This is a genomic window from Nonomuraea sp. KM88, assembly GCF_052245635.1.
Taxonomy (GTDB): domain Bacteria; phylum Actinomycetota; class Actinomycetes; order Streptosporangiales; family Streptosporangiaceae; genus Nonomuraea.
Window position 1 is genome coordinate 630,938 of the sequence record NZ_JBQQCC010000003.1, and the last position, 26,215, is coordinate 657,152.

29 protein-coding genes are annotated in these 26,215 nt (G+C 71.6%); 18 read left to right on the forward strand and 11 right to left on the reverse strand.

Annotation, left to right across the window (positions count from 1 at the left end):
• Positions 1–3: 3 nt before the first annotated feature.
• From htpX to ACTWPV_RS12525, 3 genes are read right to left on the reverse strand one after another with little or no spacing between them, the layout of a single operon-like run.
• Positions 4–903, reverse strand: coding sequence for a zinc metalloprotease HtpX (gene htpX / locus ACTWPV_RS12515; protein WP_443151860.1), 900 nt, complete (start codon positions 901–903; stop codon positions 4–6).
• Between the two features lie 4 nt (positions 904–907).
• The gene (gene pspAA, locus ACTWPV_RS12520; protein ID WP_132519798.1) at positions 908–1,186 is read right to left on the reverse strand and encodes a PspA-associated protein PspAA; all 279 of its coding nucleotides are present in this window, start codon (positions 1,184–1,186) and stop codon (positions 908–910) included.
• Entirely contained in the window at positions 1,183–2,007 is an 825-nt protein-coding gene (locus ACTWPV_RS12525) for a PspA/IM30 family protein (protein WP_347642598.1), read from the reverse strand. Before ACTWPV_RS12525 ends, pspAA begins: the two co-directional genes overlap by 4 nt.
• A 150-nt stretch (positions 2,008–2,157) precedes the next feature.
• Here ACTWPV_RS12525 and ACTWPV_RS12530 point away from each other — a divergent pair, with 150 nt between their 5' ends.
• Positions 2,158–2,742, forward strand: coding sequence for a DUF3043 domain-containing protein (locus ACTWPV_RS12530; protein WP_443151861.1), 585 nt, complete (start codon positions 2,158–2,160; stop codon positions 2,740–2,742).
• A gap of 45 nt (positions 2,743–2,787) precedes the next feature.
• On the opposite strand, the gene ACTWPV_RS12535 is transcribed toward ACTWPV_RS12530, so the two are convergent.
• Positions 2,788–3,813 (reverse strand): SMI1/KNR4 family protein, encoded by a 1,026-nt coding sequence (locus ACTWPV_RS12535; protein ID WP_443151862.1) that lies wholly within the window; start codon positions 3,811–3,813, stop codon positions 2,788–2,790.
• 57 nt (positions 3,814–3,870) lie between these two features.
• Here ACTWPV_RS12535 and ACTWPV_RS12540 point away from each other — a divergent pair, with 57 nt between their 5' ends.
• Positions 3,871–4,872: an aldo/keto reductase family protein gene (locus tag ACTWPV_RS12540; protein WP_443151863.1), complete on the forward strand. Its 1,002-nt coding sequence runs from the start codon at positions 3,871–3,873 to the stop codon at positions 4,870–4,872.
• A gap of 62 nt (positions 4,873–4,934) precedes the next feature.
• Here the strand turns inward: ACTWPV_RS12540 and ACTWPV_RS12545 are convergent, their stop codons facing one another.
• Complete coding sequence (locus ACTWPV_RS12545; protein ID WP_347620821.1) at positions 4,935–5,141, reverse strand: hypothetical protein; 207 nt, start codon at positions 5,139–5,141, stop codon at positions 4,935–4,937.
• A gap of 82 nt (positions 5,142–5,223) precedes the next feature.
• On the opposite strand from ACTWPV_RS12545, the gene ACTWPV_RS12550 reads away from it, so the two are divergent.
• Together ACTWPV_RS12550 and ACTWPV_RS12555 are read left to right on the forward strand one after the other, a co-directional pair.
• Complete coding sequence (locus tag ACTWPV_RS12550; protein WP_443151864.1) at positions 5,224–5,913, forward strand: SCO2322 family protein; 690 nt, start codon at positions 5,224–5,226, stop codon at positions 5,911–5,913.
• 58 nt (positions 5,914–5,971) lie between these two features.
• Complete coding sequence (locus ACTWPV_RS12555; RefSeq protein WP_443151865.1) at positions 5,972–7,102, forward strand: bifunctional adenosylcobinamide kinase/adenosylcobinamide-phosphate guanylyltransferase; 1,131 nt, start codon at positions 5,972–5,974, stop codon at positions 7,100–7,102.
• 156 nt (positions 7,103–7,258) lie between these two features.
• Here ACTWPV_RS12555 and ACTWPV_RS12560 read toward each other — a convergent pair whose 3' ends face one another.
• On the reverse strand, positions 7,259–8,059 hold the full coding sequence (locus ACTWPV_RS12560) for an ABC transporter ATP-binding protein (protein ID WP_443151866.1): 801 nt from the start codon (positions 8,057–8,059) through the stop codon (positions 7,259–7,261).
• Positions 8,060–8,163: 104 nt separating this feature from the next.
• On the opposite strand from ACTWPV_RS12560, the gene ACTWPV_RS12565 reads away from it, so the two are divergent.
• Complete coding sequence (locus ACTWPV_RS12565) at positions 8,164–8,967, forward strand: adenosylcobinamide-GDP ribazoletransferase (RefSeq protein WP_443151867.1); 804 nt, start codon at positions 8,164–8,166, stop codon at positions 8,965–8,967.
• Here the strand turns inward: ACTWPV_RS12565 and ACTWPV_RS12570 are convergent.
• Genes ACTWPV_RS12570 through ACTWPV_RS12580 form a run of 3 tightly spaced genes read right to left on the reverse strand, consistent with a single transcriptional unit; the run spans position 8,956 to position 11,209 of the window.
• Positions 8,956–9,906, reverse strand: coding sequence for a CPBP family intramembrane glutamic endopeptidase (locus ACTWPV_RS12570; protein ID WP_347642590.1), 951 nt, complete (start codon positions 9,904–9,906; stop codon positions 8,956–8,958). The genes ACTWPV_RS12565 and ACTWPV_RS12570 overlap by 12 nt on opposite strands.
• Positions 9,903–10,865, reverse strand: coding sequence for a hypothetical protein (locus tag ACTWPV_RS12575; RefSeq protein WP_443151868.1), 963 nt, complete (start codon positions 10,863–10,865; stop codon positions 9,903–9,905). The genes ACTWPV_RS12570 and ACTWPV_RS12575 overlap by 4 nt, the downstream gene beginning before the upstream one ends.
• The gene (locus ACTWPV_RS12580) at positions 10,862–11,209 is read right to left on the reverse strand and encodes a GntR family transcriptional regulator (RefSeq protein ID WP_347642588.1); all 348 of its coding nucleotides are present in this window, start codon (positions 11,207–11,209) and stop codon (positions 10,862–10,864) included. The genes ACTWPV_RS12575 and ACTWPV_RS12580 overlap by 4 nt, the downstream gene beginning before the upstream one ends.
• 105 nt (positions 11,210–11,314) lie before the next feature.
• Between ACTWPV_RS12580 and ACTWPV_RS12585 the strand changes: the two genes are divergently transcribed.
• From ACTWPV_RS12585 to ACTWPV_RS12645, 13 genes are all read left to right on the forward strand, one after another.
• Positions 11,315–12,784, forward strand: coding sequence for a leucyl aminopeptidase (locus tag ACTWPV_RS12585; protein ID WP_443151869.1), 1,470 nt, complete (start codon positions 11,315–11,317; stop codon positions 12,782–12,784).
• A gap of 50 nt (positions 12,785–12,834) precedes the next feature.
• Positions 12,835–14,199: a dihydrolipoyl dehydrogenase gene (gene lpdA, locus ACTWPV_RS12590; RefSeq protein WP_443151870.1), complete on the forward strand. Its 1,365-nt coding sequence runs from the start codon at positions 12,835–12,837 to the stop codon at positions 14,197–14,199.
• 38 nt (positions 14,200–14,237) lie between these two features.
• A complete protein-coding gene (sucB, locus tag ACTWPV_RS12595) occupies positions 14,238–15,683 on the forward strand; it encodes a 2-oxoglutarate dehydrogenase, E2 component, dihydrolipoamide succinyltransferase (protein ID WP_443151871.1) in 1,446 nt (481 codons plus the stop codon).
• A gap of 69 nt (positions 15,684–15,752) precedes the next feature.
• A complete protein-coding gene (locus ACTWPV_RS12600) occupies positions 15,753–16,859 on the forward strand; it encodes a TIGR01777 family oxidoreductase (RefSeq protein WP_443151872.1) in 1,107 nt (368 codons plus the stop codon).
• Between the two features lie 42 nt (positions 16,860–16,901).
• On the forward strand, positions 16,902–17,639 hold the full coding sequence (locus tag ACTWPV_RS12605; protein WP_347642583.1) for a Type 1 glutamine amidotransferase-like domain-containing protein: 738 nt from the start codon (positions 16,902–16,904) through the stop codon (positions 17,637–17,639).
• A 37-nt stretch (positions 17,640–17,676) separates the two neighbouring features.
• The gene (gene lipB, locus ACTWPV_RS12610) at positions 17,677–18,369 is read left to right on the forward strand and encodes a lipoyl(octanoyl) transferase LipB (protein ID WP_347642582.1); all 693 of its coding nucleotides are present in this window, start codon (positions 17,677–17,679) and stop codon (positions 18,367–18,369) included.
• A 59-nt stretch (positions 18,370–18,428) separates the two neighbouring features.
• Complete coding sequence (locus ACTWPV_RS12615) at positions 18,429–19,415, forward strand: hypothetical protein (protein WP_443151873.1); 987 nt, start codon at positions 18,429–18,431, stop codon at positions 19,413–19,415.
• Positions 19,416–19,467: 52 nt separating this feature from the next.
• Positions 19,468–20,397, forward strand: coding sequence for a lipoyl synthase (gene lipA / locus ACTWPV_RS12620; protein WP_443151874.1), 930 nt, complete (start codon positions 19,468–19,470; stop codon positions 20,395–20,397).
• 441 nt (positions 20,398–20,838) lie between these two features.
• Positions 20,839–21,798, forward strand: a complete 960-nt coding sequence (locus ACTWPV_RS12625; RefSeq protein ID WP_347642579.1) for an AraC-like ligand-binding domain-containing protein — start codon at positions 20,839–20,841, stop codon at positions 21,796–21,798.
• Positions 21,799–21,905: 107 nt separating this feature from the next.
• Positions 21,906–22,292 (forward strand): VOC family protein, encoded by a 387-nt coding sequence (locus ACTWPV_RS12630; protein WP_443151875.1) that lies wholly within the window; start codon positions 21,906–21,908, stop codon positions 22,290–22,292.
• Complete coding sequence (locus ACTWPV_RS12635; protein ID WP_443151876.1) at positions 22,268–23,080, forward strand: alpha/beta fold hydrolase; 813 nt, start codon at positions 22,268–22,270, stop codon at positions 23,078–23,080. Before ACTWPV_RS12630 ends, ACTWPV_RS12635 begins: the two co-directional genes overlap by 25 nt.
• A 130-nt stretch (positions 23,081–23,210) precedes the next feature.
• Positions 23,211–23,891: a DUF4191 domain-containing protein gene (locus tag ACTWPV_RS12640; RefSeq protein WP_132595668.1), complete on the forward strand. Its 681-nt coding sequence runs from the start codon at positions 23,211–23,213 to the stop codon at positions 23,889–23,891.
• Positions 23,891–24,655 carry a class I SAM-dependent methyltransferase gene (locus ACTWPV_RS12645; protein WP_443151877.1) on the forward strand — a complete coding sequence of 255 codons (765 nt, stop codon included), beginning with the start codon at positions 23,891–23,893 and terminating at the stop codon, positions 24,653–24,655. Before ACTWPV_RS12640 ends, ACTWPV_RS12645 begins: the two co-directional genes overlap by 1 nt.
• Here the strand turns inward: ACTWPV_RS12645 and ACTWPV_RS12650 are convergent.
• Complete coding sequence (locus ACTWPV_RS12650; RefSeq protein ID WP_443151878.1) at positions 24,636–25,574, reverse strand: hypothetical protein; 939 nt, start codon at positions 25,572–25,574, stop codon at positions 24,636–24,638. The genes ACTWPV_RS12645 and ACTWPV_RS12650 overlap by 20 nt on opposite strands.
• Positions 25,552–26,208 (reverse strand): TetR/AcrR family transcriptional regulator, encoded by a 657-nt coding sequence (locus tag ACTWPV_RS12655; RefSeq protein ID WP_443151879.1) that lies wholly within the window; start codon positions 26,206–26,208, stop codon positions 25,552–25,554. The genes ACTWPV_RS12650 and ACTWPV_RS12655 overlap by 23 nt, the downstream gene beginning before the upstream one ends.
• Positions 26,209–26,215: the final 7 nt, after the last annotated feature.

Genomic DNA, 26,215 nt, shown 5'->3' on the forward strand with positions numbered 1-26,215 from the left:
GGTTCAGCCCCTTCCGAGCTGCTTGGAGATGTTCGTCAGCTGCTCCAGCCGCCGCTCGAGCCGCGGGTGCGTGGAGAACAGGTTCGCGAGCGTCTCGCCGGGGGCCAGCGCCGGGGCGAAGTAGAAGGCGTTGAACGGCTCGGCCTCGCGCAGGTCGCGCGTGGGGATCCTGGCCATGTCGCCGGTGATCTTGACCAGCGCGCTGGCCAGGGCCGACGGCCTCTGGGTGAGCAGCGCGCCCGCGCGGTCGGCGGCCAGCTCCCGGTAACGCGACAGGGCGCGGGTGAGCAGGAAGCTGATGGCGTACACGAGGACGGAGACCAGGACGATGATCAGCCCGATCGGCACGCCGCCCTGGCCGCCGTTGCGGCGGCCGCCGAGCCCGGTGTAGAGGGCGAACCTGGTCATGAGGCCCGCCACGATGCCGAGGAACGAGGCGATCGTCATGACGGCCACGTCGCGGTGCGCGACGTGGGAGAGCTCGTGCGCGAGCACGCCCTCGAGCTCCTGCGGCTCGAGTCGCCGCAGGATGCCCGTCGTCACGCAGACGACGGCGTTCTTCTGGTTGCGGCCGGTGGCGAACGCGTTGGGGACGTCGGACTCCGCGATCGCCACCCGCGGTTTGGGCATGTCGGCCAGCGCGCACAGCCGGTCGATCAGGCCGTGCAACTCGGGGGCCTCCTGCGGCGAGACCTCCCGCCCTCCCATCGCGAACAGCGCGATGCGGTCGGACAGGAAATACTGCACGAGCAGCAGACCCCCTGCCAGCACCAGCACGGTCAGCGCCCGCACGCCCAAGGCGATCAGGACGCCGACGAACACCACGTAGAGCAGCCCGAGCAGGAACATCGTCACGACCATGCGGCTGGTCAGGCCGCGGTCGGACGCGAACCGCGTACGCACGGGCTCAGCCCGGGATGAGGCCTTGGTCGCCCAGCATCTCCCGGACCTCCTCGATGGAGGCGTCCGCGGGGGGAAGGATCAGCTCTGACGGCTCAAGGCTGTCGTCGGGAAGCGCCTTGCCCACGTGGCGCACCTTGTCGAGCAGTGCGTGCAGCTTGACCCGGAACGACTTCTCGTCGCCCGCGTCGATGGCCGCCTCCAGCTCGGTGTCGAGCTCGTTGAGGACCGAGATGTCGTCGGCGGAGATCTCCACCTGACCCTCGCCCATGATCCTGACAATCATGCGCCCTCCCCTGGCTGACGCAGCTGCTGGGTCTGGCCGGGCTGCTGCTGGGCCTGCTGCGGGGCCTGCTGGGGCTGCTGCTGCGGCTGGCCCTGCTCGATGGCTCCCTGCGGCGCCGGGCCCTGGCCCAGCTCGGACTTCATCCTGGCCAGCTCGAGCTCGACGTCCATGCCGCCGCCCATGCGGTCGAGCTCGGCCTGGATGTCGTCGCCCTTGGTGCCGCTGTAGTCGTCGAGCGCGCCGCTGGCCAGCAGCTCGTCGATGGCGCCCGCGCGGGCCTGCATCGACGCCGTCTTGTCCTCGGCACGCTGGATCGCCAGGCCGACGTCGCCCATCTCCTCGGAGATGCCGGAGAACGCCTCGTTGATGCGCGTCTGCGCCTCGGCGGCGGTGTAGGTGGCCTTGATCGTCTCCTTCTTCGTGCGGAAGGAGTCGACCTTGGACTGCAGCCGCTGGGAAGCCGTGGTCAGCTTCTCCTCCTCGGCCTGCAGGTTGTCGTGCTGCACCTTCAGGTCGGCCATCTGCGCCTGCAGATTGGACCTGCGCTGCAGCGCCTCGCGGGCGAGGTCTTCACGCCCCACGGACAGCGCCTTGCGGCCCTGCTCCTCGTAACGCTGGGCCTGCTTCTCCAGGCCGGTGATCTGCAGCTCCACCCTCTTGCGTGACGTGGCGACGTCGGCCACGCCCCTGCGCACCTTCTGCAGCAGCTCCAGCTGCCGCTGATAGGAGTAGTCGAGGGTCTCGCGCGGATCCTCCATCTTGTCCAAAGCCCTGTTGGCCTTGGACTTGAAGATCATCGAAAGTCTCTTCATCACGCTCATGCGCGTCGGCCGTCCCCTTCTAGGTCGTGCTGGTGTTCCCAATGCAGCGCAGCCGCCTTGGGATTACCCTACGCATAACGCGCGAGGGCGTCACTAAGTTGCAGTCCAGGTAGGGTTGACGTCGTGTTGCGACGCCGTTCCCAAACCACCGTGGACGATACCCCCGCCCCCACTGACGATCCTAAGCCCAAGGGCAAAGGTCGTCCCACACCCAAGCGCCGGGATGCCGAAGGCAAACGGCGCCAGCCGGTCTCCGCGCCCAAAGACCGCAAAGAGGCCTATCGGCAGATGCGGGCCAAGCAGGCCGCCGAGCGCGATAAAGCCCGCAGGGGCATGCTCGCCGGTGACGAGCGCTATTTCCCCGCGAGGGACAAGGGCCCCGCGCGCAAGTTCGCGCGCGACTGGGTCGACTCCCGCCGGCTGCCGAGCCAGTATTTTCTGCCGTTCTCGCTACTCATCCTGCTGGCGACGTGGATTCCCTGGCCGATGGAGATCCGTGCGCAGGTGCTCAACCTCGTCATCGCGGTCGGCTGGCCGATCATGATGATCGGCGTGCTGTTCACCTCCATCTATGTCGCCTGGAAGGTGAAGCGGCAGGTGGCGGAGAAGATGCCGGACGAGAGCCTCAGGGGCGTCGGCTTCTACGCGGCCATGCGGGCGCTGCAGATCCGCAAGCTGCGCTTCCCGCCGCCGCAGGTTCTGCCGGGCGGCAAGCCGGTGCAGCCCAAGCGATAACCATATTTTCCCGATTTTCCGGAAGACTCCGACAAATCGGGAAAATTATGGCTTGCCGTACTCGGCGTTGTCCCAGCGCAGCACGCCTCCTCTGACCGCGGGCCGCCAGCCCTCGACCGCCGTGCCCTGCTCCAGGGCGTCGGCGACGGCCCGCATCAGCGCGTAGTAGGACGGCAGCCGGGGCGCCGTGCCGGAGATCGTGTCGTCCCACCCGACGGTGCCCGCCGCGGAATCGACCACGGCGTACACCCCGTCCTCGCCGTGGCGCTCCTCGAAGAGCACGAACGGGATCATGCGGCCGTTCCAGTCCCCGTGCGCCGGATCGGTGCGGTTCCTGGAGCACTCCGCCCGCCAGGCGTCCCTGATCCGGCGGATGCCGAGGTTGGCGGCGCCGTCGTACGAGAACCCGAAACCGAACGCCCGCGCTCCTCGCGAGCCGTTGTGGCGCAGGAGCGAGGCGCGCAGGTCGTCGGGGAAGTCCACGCCCATCTGGGCCTCGGCGATCGCGATCGTGCGGGCCCTGCCGGGCGCTCCGAGCGTCCTGTACGAGCGGGGCGCGTTCGCCCTCAGCCACCGCTCGATCCGCCGCCACTGGCGGTCCACGGCCCGCCTGACCTTCGGATCGATCGGCCGCACCCGCACCGGGCGCGGCTCGGGCGCACAACCGGGGTCGGGCACGGGCGGGCCGGTCGGGGCCGGCGTGGGGAGCGGCGTGGGGGGCGGCGTGACGGCGGGGCCGGTGGCGAGCGGCGCAGGGAGCTGAGCGTCGTTCTCGGACACCAGCAGCGCGGCGGTGAGGGCGTCCTGTTCGGCCTGGTGGGTCCGTGCCCGGGCCGAGGACGCCTCCTGCGCCTCCGTGGGGACCAGCGCGGCCGCCAGGGTGACCGCCACGATCAGCGCGATGCCGGCCCACGCCGCGCCCATCCCGGCCCTGCCGCCCGGCTGCCGCGCCGGCTGCCGCTCTGACGGGGGCGAGGGCGGGGTCTGCGGCATGCGGGCGCGGCGGCGCAGCCGGACCACGATGGCGGTCACGACGGCGGCCGTCAGCGCCAGCCGTACGAGCTTCAGCACGTCGCGCACCCTATCCCGAAACGGATCACCCCACGTGTCGGGATTAAGGTCGGACGCATGGAATTCCGACACCTCGGTCGCAGCGGTCTCGTGGTCAGCGAGATCAGCTACGGCAACTGGCTCACTCACGGCTCCCAGGTCGAGGAGGACGCCGCCAAGCAGTGCGTTCAGGCGGCACTCGACGAGGGCATCACGACGTTCGACACGGCCGACGTGTACGCGGCGACGAAGGCCGAGGAAGTGCTCGGCCGGGCGCTGAAGGGCGTACGCAGGGAGTCGCTGGAGATCTTCACCAAGGTCTACTGGCCGACCGGGCCCGGCAGGAACGACCGCGGCCTGTCGCGCAAGCACCTCACCGAGTCGATCCACGCTTCGCTGCGGCGCCTGCAGACCGACTACGTCGACCTCTACCAGGCCCACCGCTTCGACTACGAGACCCCGCTCGAGGAGACGCTCAAGACCTTCGACGACCTCGTACGCCAGGGCAAGGTCCTCTACGTCGGCGTCAGCGAGTGGACGGCCGAGCAGATCGCCCAGGCCCTCAAGATCGCTGATCAGATGGGCTTCGACCGGATCGTGTCGAACCAGCCTCAGTACTCCATGTTGTGGCGGATCATCGAGTCCGAGGTCGTGCCGCTGAGCGAGAAGGAGGGCGTCGGCCAGATCGTCTGGTCGCCGATCGCCCAAGGCGTGCTCACCGGGAAATACCTGCCGGGACAGCAGCCCCCCGAGGGCTCGCGCGCGACCGACAAGAGCGGCGGCAGCAACATGATCGCCCGGTGGATGAGGGACGACGTGCTGACCCGCGTCCAGGAGCTCAAGCCGATCGCCGCGGACCTGGGGCTCAGCATGGCGCAGCTGGCCATCGCGTGGGTCCTGCAGAACCCGAACGTCTCCAGCGCCATCATCGGCGCCAGCCGCCCCGAGCAGGTGCGTGACAACGTGCGGGCGTCGGGCGTCAAGCTGGATGCGGACGTGCTGCGGCGGATCGACGACGTGCTCGCCCCGGTCGTCGAGCGCGACCCCTCCAAGACGGAGAGCCCCCGCACCCGCCCGTAATCACACGCGGCGAAAACCCCTTGGGCCACGAATGGCTCAAGGGGTTTTCGTGTTGCTGGCATTCACTCCGGACGCAATGACATTCCCGCGTACTCGACGCGATCCTCCTCGAGCAGGGCCACCTGCTCCACCCCGGATTCGAGCAGGTCACGCCAGTTCTCGCCGAGCCACGACTCCGCGTCCGCCTGGCTCGGAAAAACCTCTCGCGGCAAAGGACGATCCGTTACCTCACCACCATTTGCCTTTTCATAACGCCAACGCCATGTCATGCCATACGCTCCTTTTCCGCGGGTTCGCCGGCGCACCCTCCGCAGGCACTGGAACCCTACTCCCGAGCTTGGAGGTCCATCGATGCTGCGCGCGTTTCGTGTTGCGGCCGGAGCCGTCCTCGGGGTGGCCGCCTCGGTCTCCCTCCCCTGCTCTGCCCTCGCCGCACCGCCCGTCTCCCCCGGAGATCCCGTCCCGGGCGCGGCCGATCCCGGCGCCGCGCGCGGGTGGAGCGTCTGGCGGAGCGACGGCACCGCCTGGCTGGCGGCCGCGTCCGGCGACTCGCCGCCGGACGGCTCCGTCATCGGCTGGCGCTTCTCGGCTGCCCCGGACGGGACGGCGGGCGAACCCCCCGCCGGGGAGCTGCCCTCGTTCCAGGCCGTGTGCGGCAAGGACACCGCCGGTTCCGGGCACAAGCGCGTGGTCGTGGCGGTGGACTTCGGCGAGGCCGGCACCGACGCCTACCCCGGCGAGCATCCGCCCGCCGAGCCGTCGGCCACGTGCGTCGCGGGCGCCGAGTCCGCCACCACCGCCCGGCTCCTCGCCTCCATGGCCGGGGTCCGGGTGAACGCGGGCGGTGACGTCGTCGCGGTCGACGGCTATCCGGGCAGGGAAAAGGGCGGCACGGCGCTCGACGGCGCCCTCCCCGAGACCGCCTCCGAGGGCGGGGTGCCGGTCACGTGGATCGCGGGTGGGGCGGGCGTGCTGGCCCTGCTCGGAGGCGGCGCCCTGGTGGCCACCCGCCGCCGCACCACGGTGAAGGCCGGCGGCTGACCCCAAGGTCGCGCACCCGGGCGAGCGGGAGCGGACGCGGGTTTGTACGCTCGGCGCGGTGAAGCTCCTCATCAACGGCACTGCGGGCCGTACCGGCTGGCCCGAGCCCGGCTGCGGGTGCGTCTCGTGCGCCGGGTTGCCCGCCGGTCATCGCCGACCGTTCGAGCTGGTCGTGGACGGCGTGGTCCGCTACCCCTTCACCGGCCCGCCCGACGGCTACCTGCCCCTTGCGGGCGGTCTGGGGCTGGCAGGCCCCGGCGGCTCCGCGCTCCTCCACCTGCCGGCGGGACGGACGCTCCCAGTAGGTGGGCCGGTAGGCGGGCCAGTAGGTGGGCCGGCGCGCTACGACGTCGTGCTGATCGACCTGCTGGACCGGCCGGAGCGGCTCGGCGAGCTGCGGCGCTCGGGGCTGGCCGACGAGGCGACCCTGGTGGTGGCCGTCGGGCTCGATCACCGGGTCCGGTCGGAGGAGGAACTGGCCAGGCGCCTGCGGCTGTGGGGAGCGATCGCCGTCCCTGACGGCACCGAACTGGCGTGCGGCCCGCCGAACGGCCCGCGAAGCGACCCTGCGAGCCCTCGGCTGAGCGGCTCCGCGGACGAGCGGGCGAACGGCCCGATACCCGAGCGGGCGAACGGCTCCGCGGACGAGCGGGCGGGCGGGCGGGCAGTCCGGCCGCGGCGGACGTTGTTGCTGGGCGGGTCGCGCTCGGGCAAGTCGGCGGAGGCGGAGCTGCGGCTGGCGGCGGAGCCGTACGTCACCTATGTCGCCACCGGCCCGGCCGGGGGAGAGGACGGCGAGTGGGCGGAACGGGTGCGGGCGCACCGGGCGCGGCGTCCCGCTCACTGGGCCACCGTCGAGACCACCGATCTGGCCACGGCCATCAGGCGCGCCACCACACCGCTGCTGATCGACGGGCTGGGGACCTGGGTGGCGGCGGTTTTCGACGAGCACGGGGCCTGGGAGGGCGACCGCGCGCCCGTGGTCGAGCGCTGCGACGACCTCGTGGCGGCGTGGCGGCAGGCCCGGGAGCGGATCGTGGCGGTGTCCGACGAGGTGGGGCTGGGCGTGGTGCCCGCCACGGCCGCCGGGCGGGCCTTCAGGGACGTGCTGGGGAGGTTGAACGAGCGCCTGGCCGCCGAGTCCGAGCATGTGGCCCTGGTGGTCGCCGGGCGGTCGCTGGAGCTCTGACGGCGGCGCAGGCGCCGGCACGGACGCGGGTGGACCATCCACGAGGACGCGGAGGGGAACACCGACGCGGGCGCCTGCGAGGGCGGGGTCAGGATGGGCCGCGTCGGAGGCGGCGCCGGGAGGAGGGCACAGAGGAGGGCGCAGAGGAGGGTGCTGTCAGGGGCGTGCGGCCCGGGCGTACCAGCGGCCGTCCACGCGGTCCACGTGCAGGGAGCGGCCGAAGCAGTCGGAGAGGTTGGCGGGGGTGAGCACGTCGTCCACGGGGCCGGCGGCGAGCACTCCGGCGTCGCGCATCAGCATGGCGTGGGTGGTCGTCGCGGGCACCTCCTCCAGGTGGTGCGTCACCATCACGGTGGTGAGCACGGGCCTGGTCGTGGCGAGCTCCTCGACAGCGGTGATGAGGTCTTCCCTGGCGGGCAGGTCGAGCCCCGCGAACGGCTCGTCGAGCAGCAGCACCGCCGGGTCGGCCATGAGCGCCCTGGCCACCCGGATCCTCGCGCGTTCCCCCTGCGAGCACACGCGGAACGGCCGCTCCGCCAGCTCCTTGCAGCCCAGGTCCGCGAGCAGCCGGTGGGCCCGGTCACGCTCCACGTCGCCGTACCTGTCCCACAGCGGAGCGCTCGTCCCCGTGTGACCGGTGAGCACCACGGTGTGCGCGGTCGCGCCCTCCTGCTCCATCAGCTCCTCGTCGATCAGCCGCTGGCTGGAGGCGACCAGGCCGATGTGCCGGCGCAGCTCGCGCACGTCGACCCGGCCGAGCGGGTGGCCGAGCACCTTGACCGTGCCCTCGCTGGGATGGCGTACGGCGCCGGCCAGCGAGAGGAGCGTCGTCTTGCCCGCGCCGTTGGGGCCGAGGACGGCCCAGTGGTCGCCGTAGCCGACCTGCCAGTCGATGCCGTCGAGCAGCGCCTTGCCGACAACGCGGACGTCTACGCCTTCGAGTTCAAGCACGTGCATCCCGACAGACTAGTGGGCACCGGGATCGTCCGTTACCGATGTGAAATACGAACGCGTACCGGCGCTACGGTCTCTCCCAGGCACGAGGAGAGGACGGCGGTCCGGTGAGCGGGTTTGTCAGGGTTCGGCGGTTCGCGGACGGCTGGCGGTTCTCGACCGGCACGCTGACCGTCTTCCCCGTACGCGTGGAGCGGGTGGACCGGGAGGTCGCGGGGCGGGCGATGGTGCTGGCGCCGGCCGTCGGGCTGGTGCTCGGGCTCGTCGCCGGGCTGCCGTTGCCGCTGGTCTCGCTGCTGCACGGGCCGCCGCTGCTCGGCGCGGCGCTGGCGGCGGGGTCGCTGGCCGTACTGACCCGGGGGCTGCATCTGGACGGGCTCGCCGACCTCGCCGACGGGCTGGGCAGCGGCCGGCCGGCCACTCAGGCGCTCGACGTCATGAAAAAGTCGGACCTCGGGCCGTTCGGGGTGATGGCGCTGGTGTTCACGCTGCTCATCCAGGTGGTCGCGGCCGCCGACGCCGGCTACGCCGCCTTCGTGACCGCCTGCGCGACGGGACGGCTGGCGCTGGTGTGGGCCTGCCGGGCGGGCGTGCCCGCCGCCCGGCCCGGCGGGCTCGGCGCGATGGTCGCGGGCACGGTACGCCCGCTCGCGCCGTGGCTCGTCACCGTGGCCGCGCTGCTCGGCGCGGGCTGGGCGGGCGTGCTGCCGGCCGGCCCGCCCGCCGGCCCCGGCCCGGGCTGGGCGGGCGCGGTCGTGCTGCCGGCCGGGCTGCTCGCCGGGCTCGGCGCCGCCCTGCTGCTGCTCCGGCACGCCGGACGGCGACTCGGCGGGATCACCGGCGACGTGCTCGGCGCGCTCGTGGAGACCGCCACGGCCACGGCGCTGGTGGTGTGCGCGCTACTCGGCTGAGTCGTGGTGTGCGCTGCTCGCCGAGGTCCGGGGCTCGGCGGCGGCTGGGGTCGTCCGGTCCGCCGGCTCCTGGCGTACCGGGAAGAAGCGGAGCAGCGCCGCGCCGGCCAGTGCCAGCACGACCCAGCCGACCAGGCCGGTCAGCCCGACCAGGAGTTCGTCGGGGGGCGCGGCGGCGTCGCCGAGCAGCAGGATGGGCGGCATGACCGCGTTGAGCGAGCCGTGGGCCACGACCGCGGGCCACACACTGCCCGTGCGCAGCCGCAACCATCCGATCAGCACTCCGGCCAGCACGCAGAAACCGATGAAGAACAGGGCCGCCCACGAGCTCAGGCTGGGGTAGTTGTAGCCGAGCAAGGTGAGCGGGGCGTGCCAGACGCCCCAGATCGCGCCGGAGAGCAGCAGGCCGGCGAGCATGCCGTTCGTGGAGGTGAGGCGGGGCAGCAGCCATCCGCGCCAGCCCCACTCCTCCCCCAGGGCGGGGATCGCGTTGAGCAGCGGGCCGGCGACGATCGCCACCACGATCTGCAGTGCCGCGACCGTGCCGAGCTCGCCGGGGATCTCCATGCCGCGGGCCTGCAGGGCCGCCCTGAGCAGGCTGAGCCGGTCGAGGTCGAGCGCGACCAGGCCGGCGGCGGCGCTGAGCCCCATCGCGAGGAACGCCAGCAGGGGCACCCCGAGCCAGGCGGCCAGCACGAGCAGCCAGGTGCGCTTCCGGCGCTCGCCGAACGTGAGCCCGGTCCGGCGGGCCCACTCCCGGGCGGGCGCGCGCGTGACGGCCCACGCGCCGAGCACCGCCACGGTGGGCGTGAACATCATGGCCGAGGCCACCAGGGGCATCAGCGGCGAGCCGAGGCCCCCGCCGAGCCACAGGGGCAGCGCGACCGCCCAGGACAACCCGAAGGCGAGGACGATGAAGATGGGGAGAGGTCTGTTCATTGCTCCACTCGCTCCGCGATGAGGGCGTTGATGAGGGATGCGCCGCGTGAAGCGTCGTCGATGCTGATCGCGAGTCGACCGCCGGAACGGTACCTGATGATCAGGCACTCCCCGCCGCGCAACATGATGGTGGCGCTGCCGGGGAGCCCGCGGAAGCCCCAGCCGCCGACCTGGCTCGGATGGCGGGTCTCCGACAGCGCCACGTCGATCTTCTGCAGCCGGATCCTGCGCACCGGCCAGCCGAACGGCCCGAACCCGATCGCCACCCCGTCGCCGCTCACCCTGACGGCGACCGAGGCGGACAGCAGCCCCAGGAGGAGCACGATGACGAGCACGGGCAGCGTGACGCCCAGGACGGCGCCCGCCCCGGACCCGAGGAGACGCAGCACGGCCAGCACGCCCACGCCTCCGCCCGCGGCGGCGGCTACCGCGGCCAGCCACGGGTTGGTGACACGGCTGACCCAGACCGTGCGCTCTCCCTCCCTGAGCCAGAGCCGCGGCGGGCGCGCGTCTGCGGAAGGCGCCTGGTCGGGCTCGCCCCTGCCGAGGTAGCCGGCGGTGACGGCCACGGCGGCGGATCCCGCGAGGGTGACGATGACGTGCCAGGCCGTCAGCTGCGCCGCCGTCCAGACGGGTACGTCGAGGTTCGCCGCCAGAACGCTGAGGCTTGCGCCGGGCGCGAACACGCTCATGAAGCCCAGCGTGCCCCACCAGAACATCCGGCCGTCCCTGTGCGCGTGCGCCCACCTGCTGCCAACCAGCAGAAGCACCCAGGGCACTCCCCACAGCACCAGCTCCACGGCGACGAACCCGGTGAACGGCATCGAACCGTCAACCCCCTCGTTCCCCCAGTGCGTGGCCATCGGATCGGGCAGCCGGTCGCGTACCGCCAGGGGGACCAGGACGAACGCGGCGGTGACCGGCAGGCCCCATGCCGCGGCGATGACTCGGGGGTTCATGGCAGTTCCTCCAAGATGGCGATGAGGTCGTCACGGCCGTAGCCGTGCTTCCTGGCCTCCTCCAATAGCTCAAGCGCCCGCTGCACCAGCAGGGCGCGCCCGTCCGCGCGGCCCGCGACGCTGACCCCCCTGCCTCTCCTGAACTCCAGCAGGCCCTCGTCCCGCAGGTCGCGCAGCGCGCGCAGCACGGTGTTGGGGTTGATGCCGAGCGCCTGGGCCAGGTCGCGGGCCGGTGGCAGCCGGTCCCCCGGGCGATAGGAGCCCTCGCCGATGGCGCGCCGGATGGCGCCGGCCACCTGCTCGTGCAGGGGCCTGGCGTCGTTCAGGTCGAGGGTCAGCAGCATGATGCCAATGAAACTAGCACCATGTCGCATGAATGCCTACCGCGCCATTGGTAGGATGAACCCCTGTTTGTGAGTACCAAGAAACCGTGGATAGCATCGGTTTACGTGACCACTGTGCGGCTGAACTCAGCAGATCCCGTCTCCTTCGACACCGACGCCTTGATCGTCGGCTTCAGGTCCGGCCCCGACGGCCCCCGGCCCGTGACGGGCGACGAGTCCCTCGACACGGCCTTCGGCGGCAAGCTCGCCGGCTCCCTCGCAGCCGTCGCCTTCACCGGCAAGGCCGGCGAGCTGGCCAAGCTGCCGACGTTCGGCGCCACCGCCGCACCGCTGCTGGTCGCAGTCGGCCTGGGCGACTCCCCCGACGCCGACGGTCTGCGCCGGGCCGCCGGCGCCGCCGTGCGCTCACTGGCCGGCACCGCGCGCGCCGCGCTCGTCCTGCCCGCGGACACCCCTGACGAGGCCGAGGCCGTCGCGCTGGGCGCGCTGCTGGGGGCGTACACGTTCGCCCGCTACCGCACCGACGGCGAGCAGAAGCCGCCCGTCTCCGAGCTCACCGTGGTCTCCGGCCAGCCCGAGGGCGTGGCCGAGCGCGCGAGCGTGCTGGCCGAGTCCGTCGCGCTAGTGCGCGACCTGGTCAACACCCCGCCCTCCGACCTGTGGCCGGCCAAGTTCGCCGAGATCGCCGAGCAGTCGGGCGGCAAGGCGGGGCTGAGCGTCGAGGTCCTCGACGAGAAGGCGCTCAAGGACGGCGGCTACGGCGGCCTCATCGGCGTCGGCCAGGGCTCGGCCAACCCGCCGCGCCTGGTCCGCCTCTCCTACACCCACCCCGAGGCGAGCAAGACGCTGGCGTTCGTGGGCAAGGGCATCACGTTCGACTCCGGCGGCCTGTCGCTCAAGCCGTCGGCCTCGATGGACTGGATGAAGTCCGACATGGGCGGCGCGGGCGCCGTGTTCGGCGCGCTGATCGGCATCGCCAGGCTCGGCCTGCCCGTCAACGCGATCGGCTACCTCTGCCTGGCGGAAAACCTGCCCAGCGGCACCGCGCAGCGCCCCTCCGACGTCATCCACAGCTACAGCGGCAAGACGGTCGAGGTGCTCGACACCGACGCCGAGGGCCGTCTCGTGCTCATGGACGGCATCGCCAGAGCCGCCGAGGACAACCCCGACGTGATCGTCGACGTCGCCACCCTCACCGGCGCGCAGATCGTGGCGCTGGGCTGGCGCACCGCCGGCGTCATGGCCAACGACGACGCCGTCAGGGAGCTCGTCCTCGAGGCCGCCACGGCCGCGGGCGAGGGCGCGTGGGGCATGCCGCTGCCCGAAGAGCTGCGCAAGGGTCTCGACTCACCGATCGCCGACCTCGCCAACCTGCAGCCCGAGCGGTGGGGCAGCATGCTGACGGCGGGCATCTTCCTGAAGGAGTTCGTGCCCGAAGGAGTGCGCTGGGCCCACATCGACATGGCCGGGCCCGCGTTCAACAAGGGCGAGCCGTACGGTTACGTCCCGAAGGGCGGCACCGGTGCGATCACCCGCACGCTCATCGGACTGGCAGAGCGGCACGCGAGCATCTGAAACAAATGAAAAGATGAGGGCATCACAACACCCCGACAAGGAGCCTTCCTGTGGCCTATGACATCGTCGTCCTAGGTGGCGGCAGCGGCGGTTACGCCTGCGCGCTCCGGGCGGCCGAGCTGGGCAAGTCGGTCGTCCTGATCGAAAAGGACAAGATCGGCGGCACCTGCCTCCACAGGGGATGCATCCCCACGAAGGCCCTGCTGCACTCCGCCGAGGTCGCCGACGAGACCCGCGAGAGCAAGTCCTTCGGCGTCAAGGCGCGCTTCGACGGCATCGACGTCCAGGGCGTCCACGCGTTCAAGGACAAGATCGTCACGCGGGCGTGGAAGGGCGTGCAGGGCCTGCTGAAGGGTGCCGGCGTGACGATCGTCGAGGGCGAGGGCCGCCTCGCGGGGCCCGGCCGGGTCCAGGTGGGCTCCGAGGCCTACGAAGGCCGCAACGTCGTCCTGGCCACCGGCTCCGCCCCCAAGACGCTGCCCGGCCTGGAGATCGACGGCGAGCGCGTCATCACCAGTGAGCACACGCTCACGATGGACCACGTCCCCAGCTCGGTGATCGTGCTGGGCGGTGGCGTGATCGGCGTCGAGCTGGCCAGCGTCTACCGCTCGTTCGGAGCCGAGGTCACGATCGTCGAGGCGCTACCGCACCTGCTCCCCACGGAGGAGGAGTCCAGCTCCAAGCTGCTGGAGCGGGCCTTCCGCCGCCGCGGCATCAAATACGAGCTGGGCGTCTTCTTCGACGGCGCCAAGACCACGGAAACCGGTGTGGTCGTCACGCTCGCCAACGGCAAGACCCTCGACGCCGAGCTCCTGCTCGTCGCGGTCGGCCGCGGCGCCGTCTCCTCGGGCATGGGCTTCGAGGAGCAGGGCGTCACCGTCGAGCGCGGCGCCGTCGTGGTCGACGAGCACTGCCAGACGTCCGTGCCGGGCGTCTACGCCATCGGCGACCTCATCCCGACGCTGCAGCTCGCGCACGCCGGCTTCGCGGAGGGGATCATGGTGGCTGAGCACATCGCCGGCCTCAACCCGCCGCCCATCGACTACGCGGGCGTGCCGCGCATCACCTACTCCGATCCGGAGGTGGCCTCCGTCGGGATCACCTCGGCGCAGGCGGCCGAGCGCGGCATCGAGATCGTCGAGCAGGTCTACGACCTGGCGGGCAACCCCAAGAGCCAGATCCTCGGCACCTCGGGCGCCGTGAAGGTCATCGCCCAGAAGGACGGCCCCGTCGTCGGTGTCCACATGGTGGGCAGGCGCATCGGCGAGCTCGTCACGGAGGGCCAGCTGATCTACAACTGGGAGGCGCTGCCCGCAGAGGTCGCCCAGCTCATCCACGCACATCCGACGCAGTCCGAGGCAGTCGGTGAGGCGATGCTGGCCCTGGCCGGCAAGCCATTGCACGTACACAACTAGTCCAGCCCTCGAGATCAGAACGCGAGAGAAGAATAACGATGCCGGTCTCCGTACAGATGCCCCAGCTCGGCGAGAGCGTGACCGAGGGCACCGTAACCCGTTGGCTGAAGAAGGAGGGCGAGCGCGTCGAGGCTGACGAGCCGCTCCTCGAAGTGTCGACCGACAAGGTCGACACAGAGATCCCGTCGCCGTCCGCGGGCGTCCTCACCAAGATCGTGGTCGCCGAGGACGAGACCGTCGAGGTCGGGGCCGAGCTCGCCGTCATCGACGAGAACGGCCAGGCGGGCGCCACCGCGTCGGCTCCCGAGGCGGCTCCGGCCGCCGAGCCGGCCCCGCAGCCGGCCGCGCAGCCCGAGCCCGAGCCCGAGCCCGCGCCGGCTCCTCCCGCCTCCTCGATCCCGCAGCCGGCTCCGGCGCAGCCCGCCCCGGCTCCGCAGCCCGCCCCGCAGGCGCCCGCGCCGGAGCGGCAGGCGCCGGCCGCCGAGCCCACCCCGATCCCGTCGGGCGACAGCCCTTACGTGACGCCGCTGGTGCGCAAGCTCGCGAACGAGCACGGGGTCGACCTCGACTCGATCACGGGCACCGGCGTCGGTGGCCGCATCCGCAAGCAGGACGTGCTCGAGGCGGCCAAGACGCAGCGCGAGCAGGCCGCCCAGGCCACACAGGCGCCCGCCGCCGCCCAGCCCGCCGCCGCTCCCGCCCCCGCGGCCCAGGCTCCGGCCGCCGCCGCGGCGCCCGAGCCGGTGGAGGTCGACACGACGCTGCGCGGCCGCACCGAGAAGATGTCGCGCCTGCGCCAGACGATGTCCAAGCGGCTGGTCGAGTCGCTGCAGACGGCGGCGCAGCTCACCACCGTGATCGAGGTCGACGTCACCAAGATCGCTCGGCTGCGCGAGCAGGCGAAGGCCGACTTCTTCCGCCGCGAGGGCGTCAAGCTGTCGTTCATGCCGTTCTTCGAGATGGCCGCCATCGAGGCGCTCAAGCAGCACCCGAAGCTCAACGCGACGATCAACAACGAGACCATGGAGGTCACCTACTTCGACGTCGAGCACCTGGGCATCGCGGTCGACACCGAGCGCGGCCTGATCGCGGCGGTCATCAAGAACGCCGGCGACCTCAACCTCGCCGGGCTCGCCCGCAAGACGGCCGACCTGGCCGAGCGCACGCGCGCGAACAAGGTGACCCCTGACGAGATCACCGGCGGCACGTTCACGCTGACCAACACCGGCAGCCGGGGCGCCCTGTTCGACACGCCGATCCTCAACCAGCCGCAGGTGGGCATGCTCGGCACCGGCGCCGTCGTGAAGCGGCCCGTGGTGATCGACACGCCTGAGGGCGAGGCCATCTCCGTGCGATCGATGGTCTACCTCGCGCTGACCTACGACCACCGGCTGGTGGACGGCGCCGACGCGGCGCGTTTCCTGACGACGGTCAAGCGCCGTCTCGAGGAGGGCCGCTTCGAGGCCCAGCTCGGGCTCGCGTAGCCGCGGGACGTCGTGACGCCGGGCGGTCCTCACGGGCCGCCCGGCGTTCGCATGTGACGCTGCCCTCGCGTGAAAGGCCGCAGACCGGCACAGGCGTTCGAACGGGCCTCGGACGCGAGAGGGCGACCCACCGGCCGCGACGCGCACGGCTCCTGGCGGGGCACGACGTCGCGAGCGGGGCCCGCGACAACGCTCGGCGTGCCGCCGCCTCCCGCGCCGGGCCGGGGCGACACGTGCGAGTGGCGGCACGCCGCCGGGAAGGCGGCGGCGTACATTGGGATGATGGCGATCATCGTGACGGGGGCGTCGGGGCTGCTCGGCTCGGCGCTGGTCGAGGCGCTGCGGGCCGAGGGCCGGGAGGTCGTCAGGCTGGTACGCCGGGAGCCCAGCGGAGCCGGTGAGGCCTTCTGGCAACCGCGGGAGCGGGTGATCGACCTGGCCGCGCTCGAAGGCGCCGACGGCGTGGTCCATCTCGCCGGGGCGCCGATCGCCGACCGGCGGTGGAGCGAGGCGTACAAACGGGAACTGGTCACCAGCCGGGTGGAGGGCACCCGGGTGCTCGTCGACGCCCTGCGGGAGCTGGAGGCTCCGCCCAGGGTGCTCCTGTCGGCGTCCGGAGTCGATTTCTACGGCGACACAGGAGATCGGGTGATCGACGAGAGCCAGGGCCGGGGCGAGGGTTTCCTGGCGGACCTGTGCGCGGCCTGGGAGGGCGAGGCGGAGCGGGCCCGGGAGGCGGGGATCAGGACCGCGTTCGCGCGTACGGGGCTGGTGCTGAGCCGCCGGGGCGGGGCGCTGGCCAGGATGTTGCCGATCTTCAGGTTGGGTCTGGGGGCGCCGCTCGGGTCGGGGAAGCAGTACTGGTCGTGGATCAGCGTGGACGACTGGGTGGGGGCCGCGCTCCATGTCCTGAAAAATCAGGACGTAGACGGGCCGGTGAACTTCACGTCGCCCTCCCCCGTCACCAACGCCGAGTTCACGAGGGCGCTCGGAAAAGCCCTGCGCAGAAGCACGATGCCGCTCCCCGTGCCGGCGTTCGCGCTGTCCGCGGGTCTCGGCGAGTTCGTCCGCGAGGCGCTGCTCCCCGGCCACCGGATCCTGCCGGCGAAGTTGTCCGCCTCTGACTACCGCTTCGCGCATACCCGTCTCGACGAGGCGCTCAGCACCGTACTCTAGGATGCCGTTCCACTACTTTCAGCACGTCGGGAGAATCTTGACATGAGCCGGTCAGGACAGTCGCACATCCTCGCCATCGGCGGTGGATCGTTCCGCCCGAGCAACCGCCACAACGTCATCGAGGCGAGCCCGCTGCTGCGCTACGGCATCGACCTGACCGGACAGGACCGCCCGAAGCTCGGCCTGGTCGCCACGGCGCTCGGCGACTCGAGCGACTGGCTGCTGAAGATGTACGGCGCCTTCGCCGGGTGGGACGTCGAGCTGAGCCATCTGACGGTGTTCCCGATGCCCAACGTGCCCGATCCCCGGGCCTGGATGCTCGAACAGGACATGATCTACGTCAGCGGCGGCAGCGTCGCCAACCTGATGGCGTTGTGGCGGCTGCACGGCCTGGACGAGGCGTTCGACGAGGCGTGGCGGGCGGGCGTGGTGCTGTCCGGGCAGAGCGCGGGCGCGTTGTGCTGGCATGTCGGGGGCAACACCGACTCCTTCGGCCCGGAGCTGCAGGTGTGGGCCGAGGGCATGGCCCTGCTGCCCTACTCGTGCGGCGTCCACTACGACTCCGACCCCCAGCGCCGCGAGCTGTTGCAGAGGTCGGTGGCCGACGGCGAGCTGCCCGGCGGATACGCCGCCGACGAGGGCGTCGGGCTGCACTACGTGGGCACCGAGTTCATCCAGGCCGTGACCGTCGAGCCGGGCGGCTACGCGTACAAGGTCGAGCACGACGGCGCCGGCGGGGTCAAGGAGGTCAGGATCGAGCCACGGTTGCTGACCCCCTGATTACCCTTCGAAGGTAAGGGAACGGCACAATAGGCTCATGCGCCCCATCCACGGGGACGATCCCCACGCACTCGCCATCGTCCGCCTAGGTGTCGACGTCCCCTACGAGCAGGCCTGGTCGCTGCAGCGCTGGGTGCACGACAAGCGGGTCGCCGGCGAGCTGACCGACACCGTCCTGTTCCTGGAGCACGCGCCGGTCTACACCGCGGGCAAGCGCACCGCCCCGCATGAGCGACCCGCCGACGGCACCCCGGTCATCGACGTCGACCGGGGCGGCCGGCTCACCTGGCACGGCCCCGGGCAGCTCGTCGCCTACCCCATCGTCGCGATCACCGACGTGGTCGCCTACGCCTGCCGCCTCGAAGACGTGATGATCCAGATCTGCGCCGACTTCGGCGTCACGGCCAGGCGCGTGCGGGGACGCGGCGGCGTCTGGGCCGCCGGCGAGCCCAGCCTCGGGCTGCCCGACCGCCAGCTCGGCGCGGTCGGGTTGCGCGTCACGCGCGGCGTCACCATGCACGGTTTCGCCCTCAACTGCGCCAACGACCCGCGCTGGTTCAACCGCATCACGCCGTGCGGCATCCCCGGCGTGGGCGTCTCCTCGCTGTCGGCGGAGACGGGACGCCGCATCGTGGTCGAGGAGGTCTTGCCGATCGCGGAGAAGCGGCTGGCCGAAGCACTCGGCATGGAGCCGTACGACCTGCACGAGGAGGATCTCCTCCGCCGGTAACCGTATCGGCACCTGACCGTGCCAGAAATATGGGCGTATTCCGGCTTAGGCTCGCGCGTGTGACGTCCATCCTGGCTTTTCTCCTCGCGCTCGTGGTGCATCTGCTGACGCTGGCGTTCGTCGCCCTGGGCGGGTGGATCATTCTCAGCCGACCGGACTCCCTGATCGCGTGGTTGTTCGGCGGCGCGAGCGTGGCCATCGGGTGGGCGCTGCGGCCACGCCTGGGCGGTGGCCTGCCCGCCGACGCCGAGGTGCTCGACCGGGCCGCGGCTCCTCAGCTGTACGCCGCCGCGGAGCGGGTGGCCGACCGGGTGGGCGTCAAGCGCCCCGCGAAGGTGGCGGTCATGGACCTGGCCACGGACACCCGGTACGTCCGCGCCGGCCTCCTGCGCACCCCCATCCTGCTGGTCGGCCTGCCGTTGTGGCTGGCGCTGCCGCCGAGGCAGCGGGCCGCCCTGCTGGCCGCGGCGTACGCGCAGGCCCCGACCGGCGGTGAGCTGGTGGTGAACGGCGCCCTGGACACCCTGGCGGCGTGGCATGACGCGCTGCTGGGCGCCGAGCCGCTCCGGGTCAGGGAGGAGGCGCAGACGACGATCGCCGCCTCCTCGCTGGGCGTTCTGGACCATCCGGGGACCACGTACGAGGTGGCGGGCTTCTTCGGCCGCCTGCTCGGCCGGGTGCTGGGCGTGCCGCTGCTGCTGCTGGAGTACACGCTGACCAGGCTGGCGCGCGCCGGCGAGCACCGTGTCCAGGCCCGGCGGCGGGCGCTGACGCTGCGGGCCGCCTCCGCCGGGGAGATCGCGGCACTGGAGGCGCTGGCGGCCAAGGGGGGCTATCTGGCGCCGATGCAGGCGGCGGCGCTGCGCGGCGAGAGCGTCACGTCGATCAGGCAGAACGCGCTGGCCAGGTTCCGGCTCACCGACGACGGCGTGCTCACCTCCGTCCCGCGCTCCGAAGCGCTCGGCGCGCACGAATCCGAGCGGATCGACGAGGAACTGCTCCTTCACTACACCCGGGCGATCGGCGGGTTCGGCCTGGTCACGTGAGCGCGTACGCCCCCTCGGACGGCGCGGTTCGCGGGAGACGTAAGCTGAGAACGTGACCGTTGCTCCTGAAGGCCGAAAGCTCCTCCGCCTGGAGGTGCGCAACGCCGAAACCCCTATCGAGCGCAAGCCACCGTGGATCAAGACCAAGCTGAAGACGGGTCCCGAATACACCGAGCTCAAGTCGCTGGTGCGCCGGGAGGGTCTGCACACGGTCTGTGAAGAGGCGGGCTGTCCCAATATCTACGAGTGCTGGGAAGACCGCGAGGCCACCTTCCTCATCGGCGGCGACCAGTGCACGCGCCGCTGCGACTTCTGCCAGATCGACACGGGCAAACCCAAGGAATACGACCGCGACGAGCCCCGCAGGGTGGCCGAGTCCGTCCAGCAGATGGGCCTGCGCTACGCCACCGTCACCGGGGTGGCCCGCGACGACCTGCCCGACGGCGGCGCCTGGCTCTACGCCGAGACCGCGCGCCAGATCCACGCGCTGCTGCCCGGCTGCGGTGTCGAATTGCTGGTGCCCGACTTCAACGGCGACCGCGACCAGCTGGAGGAGGTCTTCTCCAGCTGGCCCGAGGTGTTCGCGCACAACGTCGAGACGGTGCCGCGGATCTTCAAGCGCATCCGCCCGGCCTTCCGCTACGACCGTTCGCTCCAGGTGATCACGACGGCTCGCGAGGCCGGGCTGGTGACCAAGTCCAACCTGATCCTGGGCATGGGCGAGACGCGCGAGGAGATCACCGAGGCCATGCGCGACCTCCACGCCGCCGGCACCGACCTGCTGACGATCACCCAATATCTCCGGCCGACGCCGCGCCACCACCCGGTGGAGCGGTGGGTCAAGCCGGAGGAGTTCGTCGAGCTGCAGGCCGAGGCCGAGGCCATCGGGTTCGCCGGAGTGCTGTCCGGGCCGCTGGTCCGCTCGTCCTACCGGGCGGGCAGGCTCTACAAGCAGGCCATCCAGGCGCGCCAGACCGCTTGAGCGGCCGGCAGGGCCCCGGGCGCGCACCGCCCGGGGCCCTGCCACGTCTGTGCCCGCTCTGCCGTGCCCGCTCTGCCGTGCCCGCTCTGCCGTGCCCGCTCTGCCGTGCCCGCTCTGCCGTGCCCGCTCTGCCGTGCCCGCTCTGCCGTGCCCGCTCTGCCGTGCCCGCTCTGCCGTGTTCGTCGGCGTTAGCATGACCTGGGCTGCCCGACGGGAGGATGACGGGCGTGACTCCTCCGCTCCCCGAAGGAGCGGCTTGTCGCCCCGCTTGCGCCGGAGACGACGGCCAAGCCCTGACCGATGCCCGAAAGCACAAGCTCAGTCCTATCCGGAGGTGGCGACAATGTCTGAGGTTCTGCCCATGCACGCTCGCGCCTTGGCGGCCCTCCCTCTCCCGATGCCCCCATCGCCCGAAGGCGACGGTCCCTTCAGGCGGCTGTGATGGCCGTGCTGATCAGGACCAGCGACTTACCCGCCAAGAGCCGCCACGAGGCCTGGCGGGCTCTCGTGTGTGACACGCTCGGCCCGCTCGACCTGCGCATCGACCCCGACGCCCCGCTGCGGGGCGAGATGGAGCTCGGCCAGCTCGGCTCCGTGGGGGTCGGCAGGGTCCGCACCTCCACCCCGCACAGCGTTCACCGCACCCCCGGCCTGATCCGCCGCGACAACCCCGACGTCTACCGGGTCGTGCTGGCCGTGTCAGGCAGCCCGCGGATCTCCCAGGACGGCCGGGCCACCCAGCTCCGCCGCGACGAGTTCGCCATCTACGACTTCACCCGCCCGTACGAGCTGGCCTATGACGGGGCGGTGCAGCTCGCGGTGTTCAGCCTGCCGCACGACCTGCTCGCCCTGCCCCCGGGCGCCATGTCCGAGCTGACGGCGCTGCCCATCACGGCGGAGACGGGCGCCGCCGCGCTCGCCGCCCCGCTGCTGCGCAGGGTGGCGTTCGACCTCGAGAGCTACCAGCCGGCCAGCGCCGCCAGGCTGGCGACCGTGGTGCTCGACCTGATCGGCACGGCCGTCGCCGAGCGGATGGAGCAGGCCCAGGCCCTGGCACCCGACACGCGCAGGCGCACGCTGCTGCTGCGCGTCCGCGCCTTCATCGAGGAGCGCCTCGGCCAGGTCGACCTCGACCCGGCCACCGTCGCCGCCGCCCACCACATCTCCGTGCGCTATCTGCACCGGTTGTTCGAGCAGGAGCACACGACGGTGGCCGCCTACATCCGCCAGCGCCGGCTGGAGCGCTGCCGCGCCGACCTGGCCGACGCCGCGATGCGCGACCTGTCCGTGAGCAGCGTCGGAGCCAGGTGGGGCTTGCCCGACTCGGCGCATTTCAGCAGGTTGTTCCGGCGCGCGTACGGGATGCCGCCCGCGGAGTACCGCCGCGCCGGCCTGCTCTGAGCGCAGTGCGCTGATCGTCAAGTCGCCTGGCATGCAGATCCAAGACCCGGGAGCCACCGGTCGGCAGACTCGAGGGTGTTCCTCTCCGACGATGAAAGGTCTCGGACATGCAGCTTTTCGTGAACCTCCCGGTCAAGGACCTGGAGCGGTCGAAGGAGTTCTTCACCGATCTCGGCTTCCAGCTGTTCGGCGCGTCCCCCGACATGGCGTCGGTGATCATCAGTGAGGAGACGCAGGTCATGCTGCTCACCGAACCGGTGTTCGCCCAGTACATCACCAAGGACGTCGGCGACGCCGCCAAGGCCACCGAATCGATCCTGGTGCTCGGCGTGGAGAGCCCGGCGCAGGTGGACGAGCTGGTGGACAAGGCGCTGGCGCTCGGCGCCACGCCCGCGGGCGTGCAGCCGAACGACGGTTTCCGCTACCAGCGCGGCTTCGCCGACCTCGACGGCCACCACTGGGAGGCGTTGTGCCTGATCCAGCCCGCCGGCTGAGCGGCGAGGCGACCTCGGCGGACGGCACCGCCATCGCCTTCGACCGGTACGGCTCGGGACCCGTCCTCGTCCTGGTCAACGGAGCCTTCACCGACAGGGGGCACGCCACGCTGGCGAGCGTGGCGGCCGCCCTGGCCCCGTGGTTCACGGTCGTCAACTACGACCGCAGGGGCCGCGGCGACAGCGGCGACACCGCGCCGTACGCCGTCGAGCGGGAGGTGGAGGATCTGGCCGCCGTCATCGGCTCGGCGGGCGGCACGGCCATGGTGTTCGGCGGCTCGTCGGGGGCCGCGCTGGCGATCGAGGCGGCGGCCGTGAACCCGGAGATCTCGAAACTGGCCCTGTGGGAGCCGCCGTACCATGTGGACGACAGTGCGCCCCCGCTGCCGGACGACTTCGCGGCGCAGCTCGACGCTCTGGTACGCGCGGGCAGGCGGGGCGAGGCGGTCGAGCGGTTCATGGTGGAGGCCGCCGAGGCGCCGCCCGAGGCCGTCGCCGCGATGCGCGCGCTGCCGTCCTGGGCGCCGATGGAGGCGGTCGCGCACACCCTCGCCTACGAGGCGGCCGTGATGGGGCCGGGCAACCGGCTGCCCGCCGGTCTGGCGGCACTCACCCAGCCGACGCTCGTGCTCAACGGCGAGGCCAGTCCCGCCTGGATGGCTCGGGCGGGGCAGGAGGTGGCGGCGGCGGTACCGGGGGCGGTGCACCGCGTGCTGGAGGGGCAGGCGCACAACGTGGCGCCGGAGGCCCTGGTGCCCGAGCTGCTGGAGTTCTTCGTCGCCGCGTGAGGACGCGCGCCCGGCGTGCGGCGCGCGTGCGGTGGGCGTGCGGTGGGCGTAGGTCACGATCCAGCTTGGAAGGGACAACGGCCGGGCCGCGTTTTCCATCCCGCACCAGTTGGTTTGTATCCTTCTGAGCATGGCGAAGTCCGAGGACCCAGAGAAGCCGGGGCGCATCAAGCAGCTCCGCATGATCGCGAAGATCATCAAGCAGGCCAATCCCAAGGGGATGCCGATCGTCTTCCTCTCGGCGGTGGGCACGCTGGCCGTGGTCGTCGTGATCGGTCTGGTCACGGACTACCTGTGGTATTCGGTGTTCATCGGCGTGCTGGCCGCGTTCACCGTCGGCCTGGTGGTGTTCGGGCAGCTGGCGCAGAAGGCCCAATACTCGATCCTGCACGGCCAGACGGGCGCCGCGGCGGCGGTGCTGCAGGGCATGCGGGGCAACTGGCAGGTCACCCCGGCCATCGCGGTCAACCGCGACCAGGACCTGATCCATCTCGTGGTCGGCTATCCGGGCGTCGTGCTGGTGTCCGAAGGGCCGGGCAACCGGGTGGCGAAGATGCTGGCGGCCGAGAAGAAGCGGGTCGCGCGGGTGGTGCTGGGCGTCGAGATCTACGACATCCAGTGTGGTGACGGCGAAGGGCAGGTGCCGATCAGCAAGCTGCAGCGCCACATCATGAAGCTGCCGCGCAACCTGAAGAAGCCCTCGGTCAACGAGGTCAAGGACCGCCTGCGGTCGTTGCCGAAGAACATGCCGATGCCCAAGGGGCCGATGCCCAAGGGCGCCCGCATGCCGCGCGGCCCGAAGATGCGCTAGTGCCGTCGGTCTCGTCGCGGGCCAATCGCGGCTGGTGGGACGGCAACGCCGACGACTACCAGGTCGAGCACGGCGGCTTCCTGCGTGACAGCGGGTTCGTGTGGTGTCCGGAAGGCGTGGACGAGGCCGCCGCGCACCTCCTCGGGGAGGTGCGCGGCCGGCGCGTGCTCGAGATCGGCTGCGGTGCGGCGCAGTGCGCCAGGTGGCTGGTGTCGCAGGGGGCCGAGGTCGCCGCGTTCGACATCTCCCACCGCCAGCTGCTCCACGCGAGGCGCATCGACCTCGACACCGGCCTGCGCGTTCCGGTGCTGCAGGCCGACGCCGAGTCGCTGCCCTTCGCCGGGGCGTCCTTCGACCTGGCCTGCTCGGCGTACGGAGCGCTGCCGTTCGTGGCCGATCCCCTCGCCGTGTTTCGCGAGGTGCGCAGGGTGCTCAGGCCGGGTGGCCGGTTCGTGTTCTCGGTGAGCCATCCCGTCAGGTGGGCGTTCCCCGACGATCCGGGGCCACGCGGCCTGACGTCCGACCGGCCCTATTTCGACCGGTCCCCCTACGTGGAGCGCGACGAGCACGGCACCGTGACGTACGTCGAGCACCACCGCACGATGGGTGACTGGGTGAATCTGCTGGTGATGTCGGGGTTGACCGTCACCGGGCTGCTGGAGCCCGAATGGCCCGAGGGGCACGAGCGGGTGTGGGGTGGCTGGAGCCCGCTGCGCGGCCGTCACCTCCCGGGCACGGCCATCTTCAGCTGCTCGCGTTCCTAGCGGCCATGGCGTGGAAGACCTCCCTGGGCTCCCACCTCTTCTCGTCGAGCATCCTGACCACGCCGTAGGAGCCGAGGTCGTCCTCGCCGGTCCTGTTGTAGGCGGCGAAGGTGAACCACAGGGCGGTGTCGACGCCTTCCTGCTCGAAGATGTCCATCAGTTCGGTGTAGTAGCGGATCTGCTCCCCCTCGTCGCGCACCGCGCCTTCCGGCACCACCCACGCCGAGCCGCCGCGCTCGCCCGCCCCCCTGTAGGGGCAGGTGCCGAACTCAGTGACCGCGACCGGCCTGCCCTGCTTGAAATGTGCGCGCAGCTCGCCGGTGAAGTCGTGCGCGTTGTACGCAGCGCGGTAGGCGTCCACGCCCGCCACGTCGAACGGCGTCCAGTCGACCGGCTCCCACGGCCCGGCGGCGTAGCTCAGCCGGCCGCCGAACAGCGGCCGCACGCGCTCGGCCACCGTCGCCAGGTAGGTGTTGAAGCGCGGCATGACCTGCATGAGCGTCGTCCACCACGTCACGTCGCCGGCCATCATCGTGTTGAGCCGGTCGCGGTAGGTCGCGCCCTCCATGAAGCCGTGGCCGAAGGCAGTGATCTCGCAGCCGGTGACCAGCACCACGTCGCCGCCCGCCCGGCGGAGGGCCTCGGCTCGCCCGGCCGACTCGGCGAAGAGCGCCAGCATCTCGTCCTCCGCCAGGTCCACGGGGAAGGGGGCGAACCAGACCTCCAGGCCGGCCGCCACCGCGTGTTCGGCGGCGGCGGCGATGCGCCCGGGGTCGCGGCCGGAGATGCGGACGGAGTCGCAGCGCAGGTCGCGGGCGATGGCGCGCATGTCGCGCTCGACGTCTTCGAGGTCGAACGACTTGCGGCTCAGGTCGTCACCCGGGAGGAACCCGGTGTCATAGTTGATGCCCTTTTTCATGTTTCTCCTCGTCCGTGTGCGTCAGCCCGTGCTCCAGGAGGTCGAAGGCCACCTCGACGTCTGCGGCCAGCCGCCTGGCCGCCTCCTCCAGCGGCGCGCCCGCGGCGAGCCGCTGGAAGAAGACCTCCTGGAGGGTGGTGATGGCGGCGGTGATCTGCGCGGCCATCAGGTGCGCCGTCAGATCCGGCTCTCCGTCGCCGGCGAGGACCGCGGCCAGCTCGTGGCGCTGGCCCATCTGGACTCCGTGCACCGCGGCCAGCAGGGCGGGGCTGGACGAGATCACGCGGATCCTGGTGATCAGCGTCTCGACGTCCAGGTCTTTCGCGACCGGCACGGCCGTCGCCCGGTAGTGCGCGCGCAGGGCCCCGATCGGCGAGCACCCCTGGGGGCGGCCGGTCACGACGGCGGCCATGTCGTCCTGCACGCCGTCGGTGACCAGGCACTCCTTGGTGGGGAAATAGCTGAACAGCGTCACCTTGGCGACGCCGGCCGCCTCGGCGATCTCGTTGACGGTCACCTGGTCGTAACCGCGCTCGTCGAACAGCCGCAGCGCCACCTGGGAGATGCGCCGGCGCGTCTGCTCCTTCTTCCGCTCCCTGAGCCCCGCCATCATCATGCGGACAGCGTAAACCATACCGAGT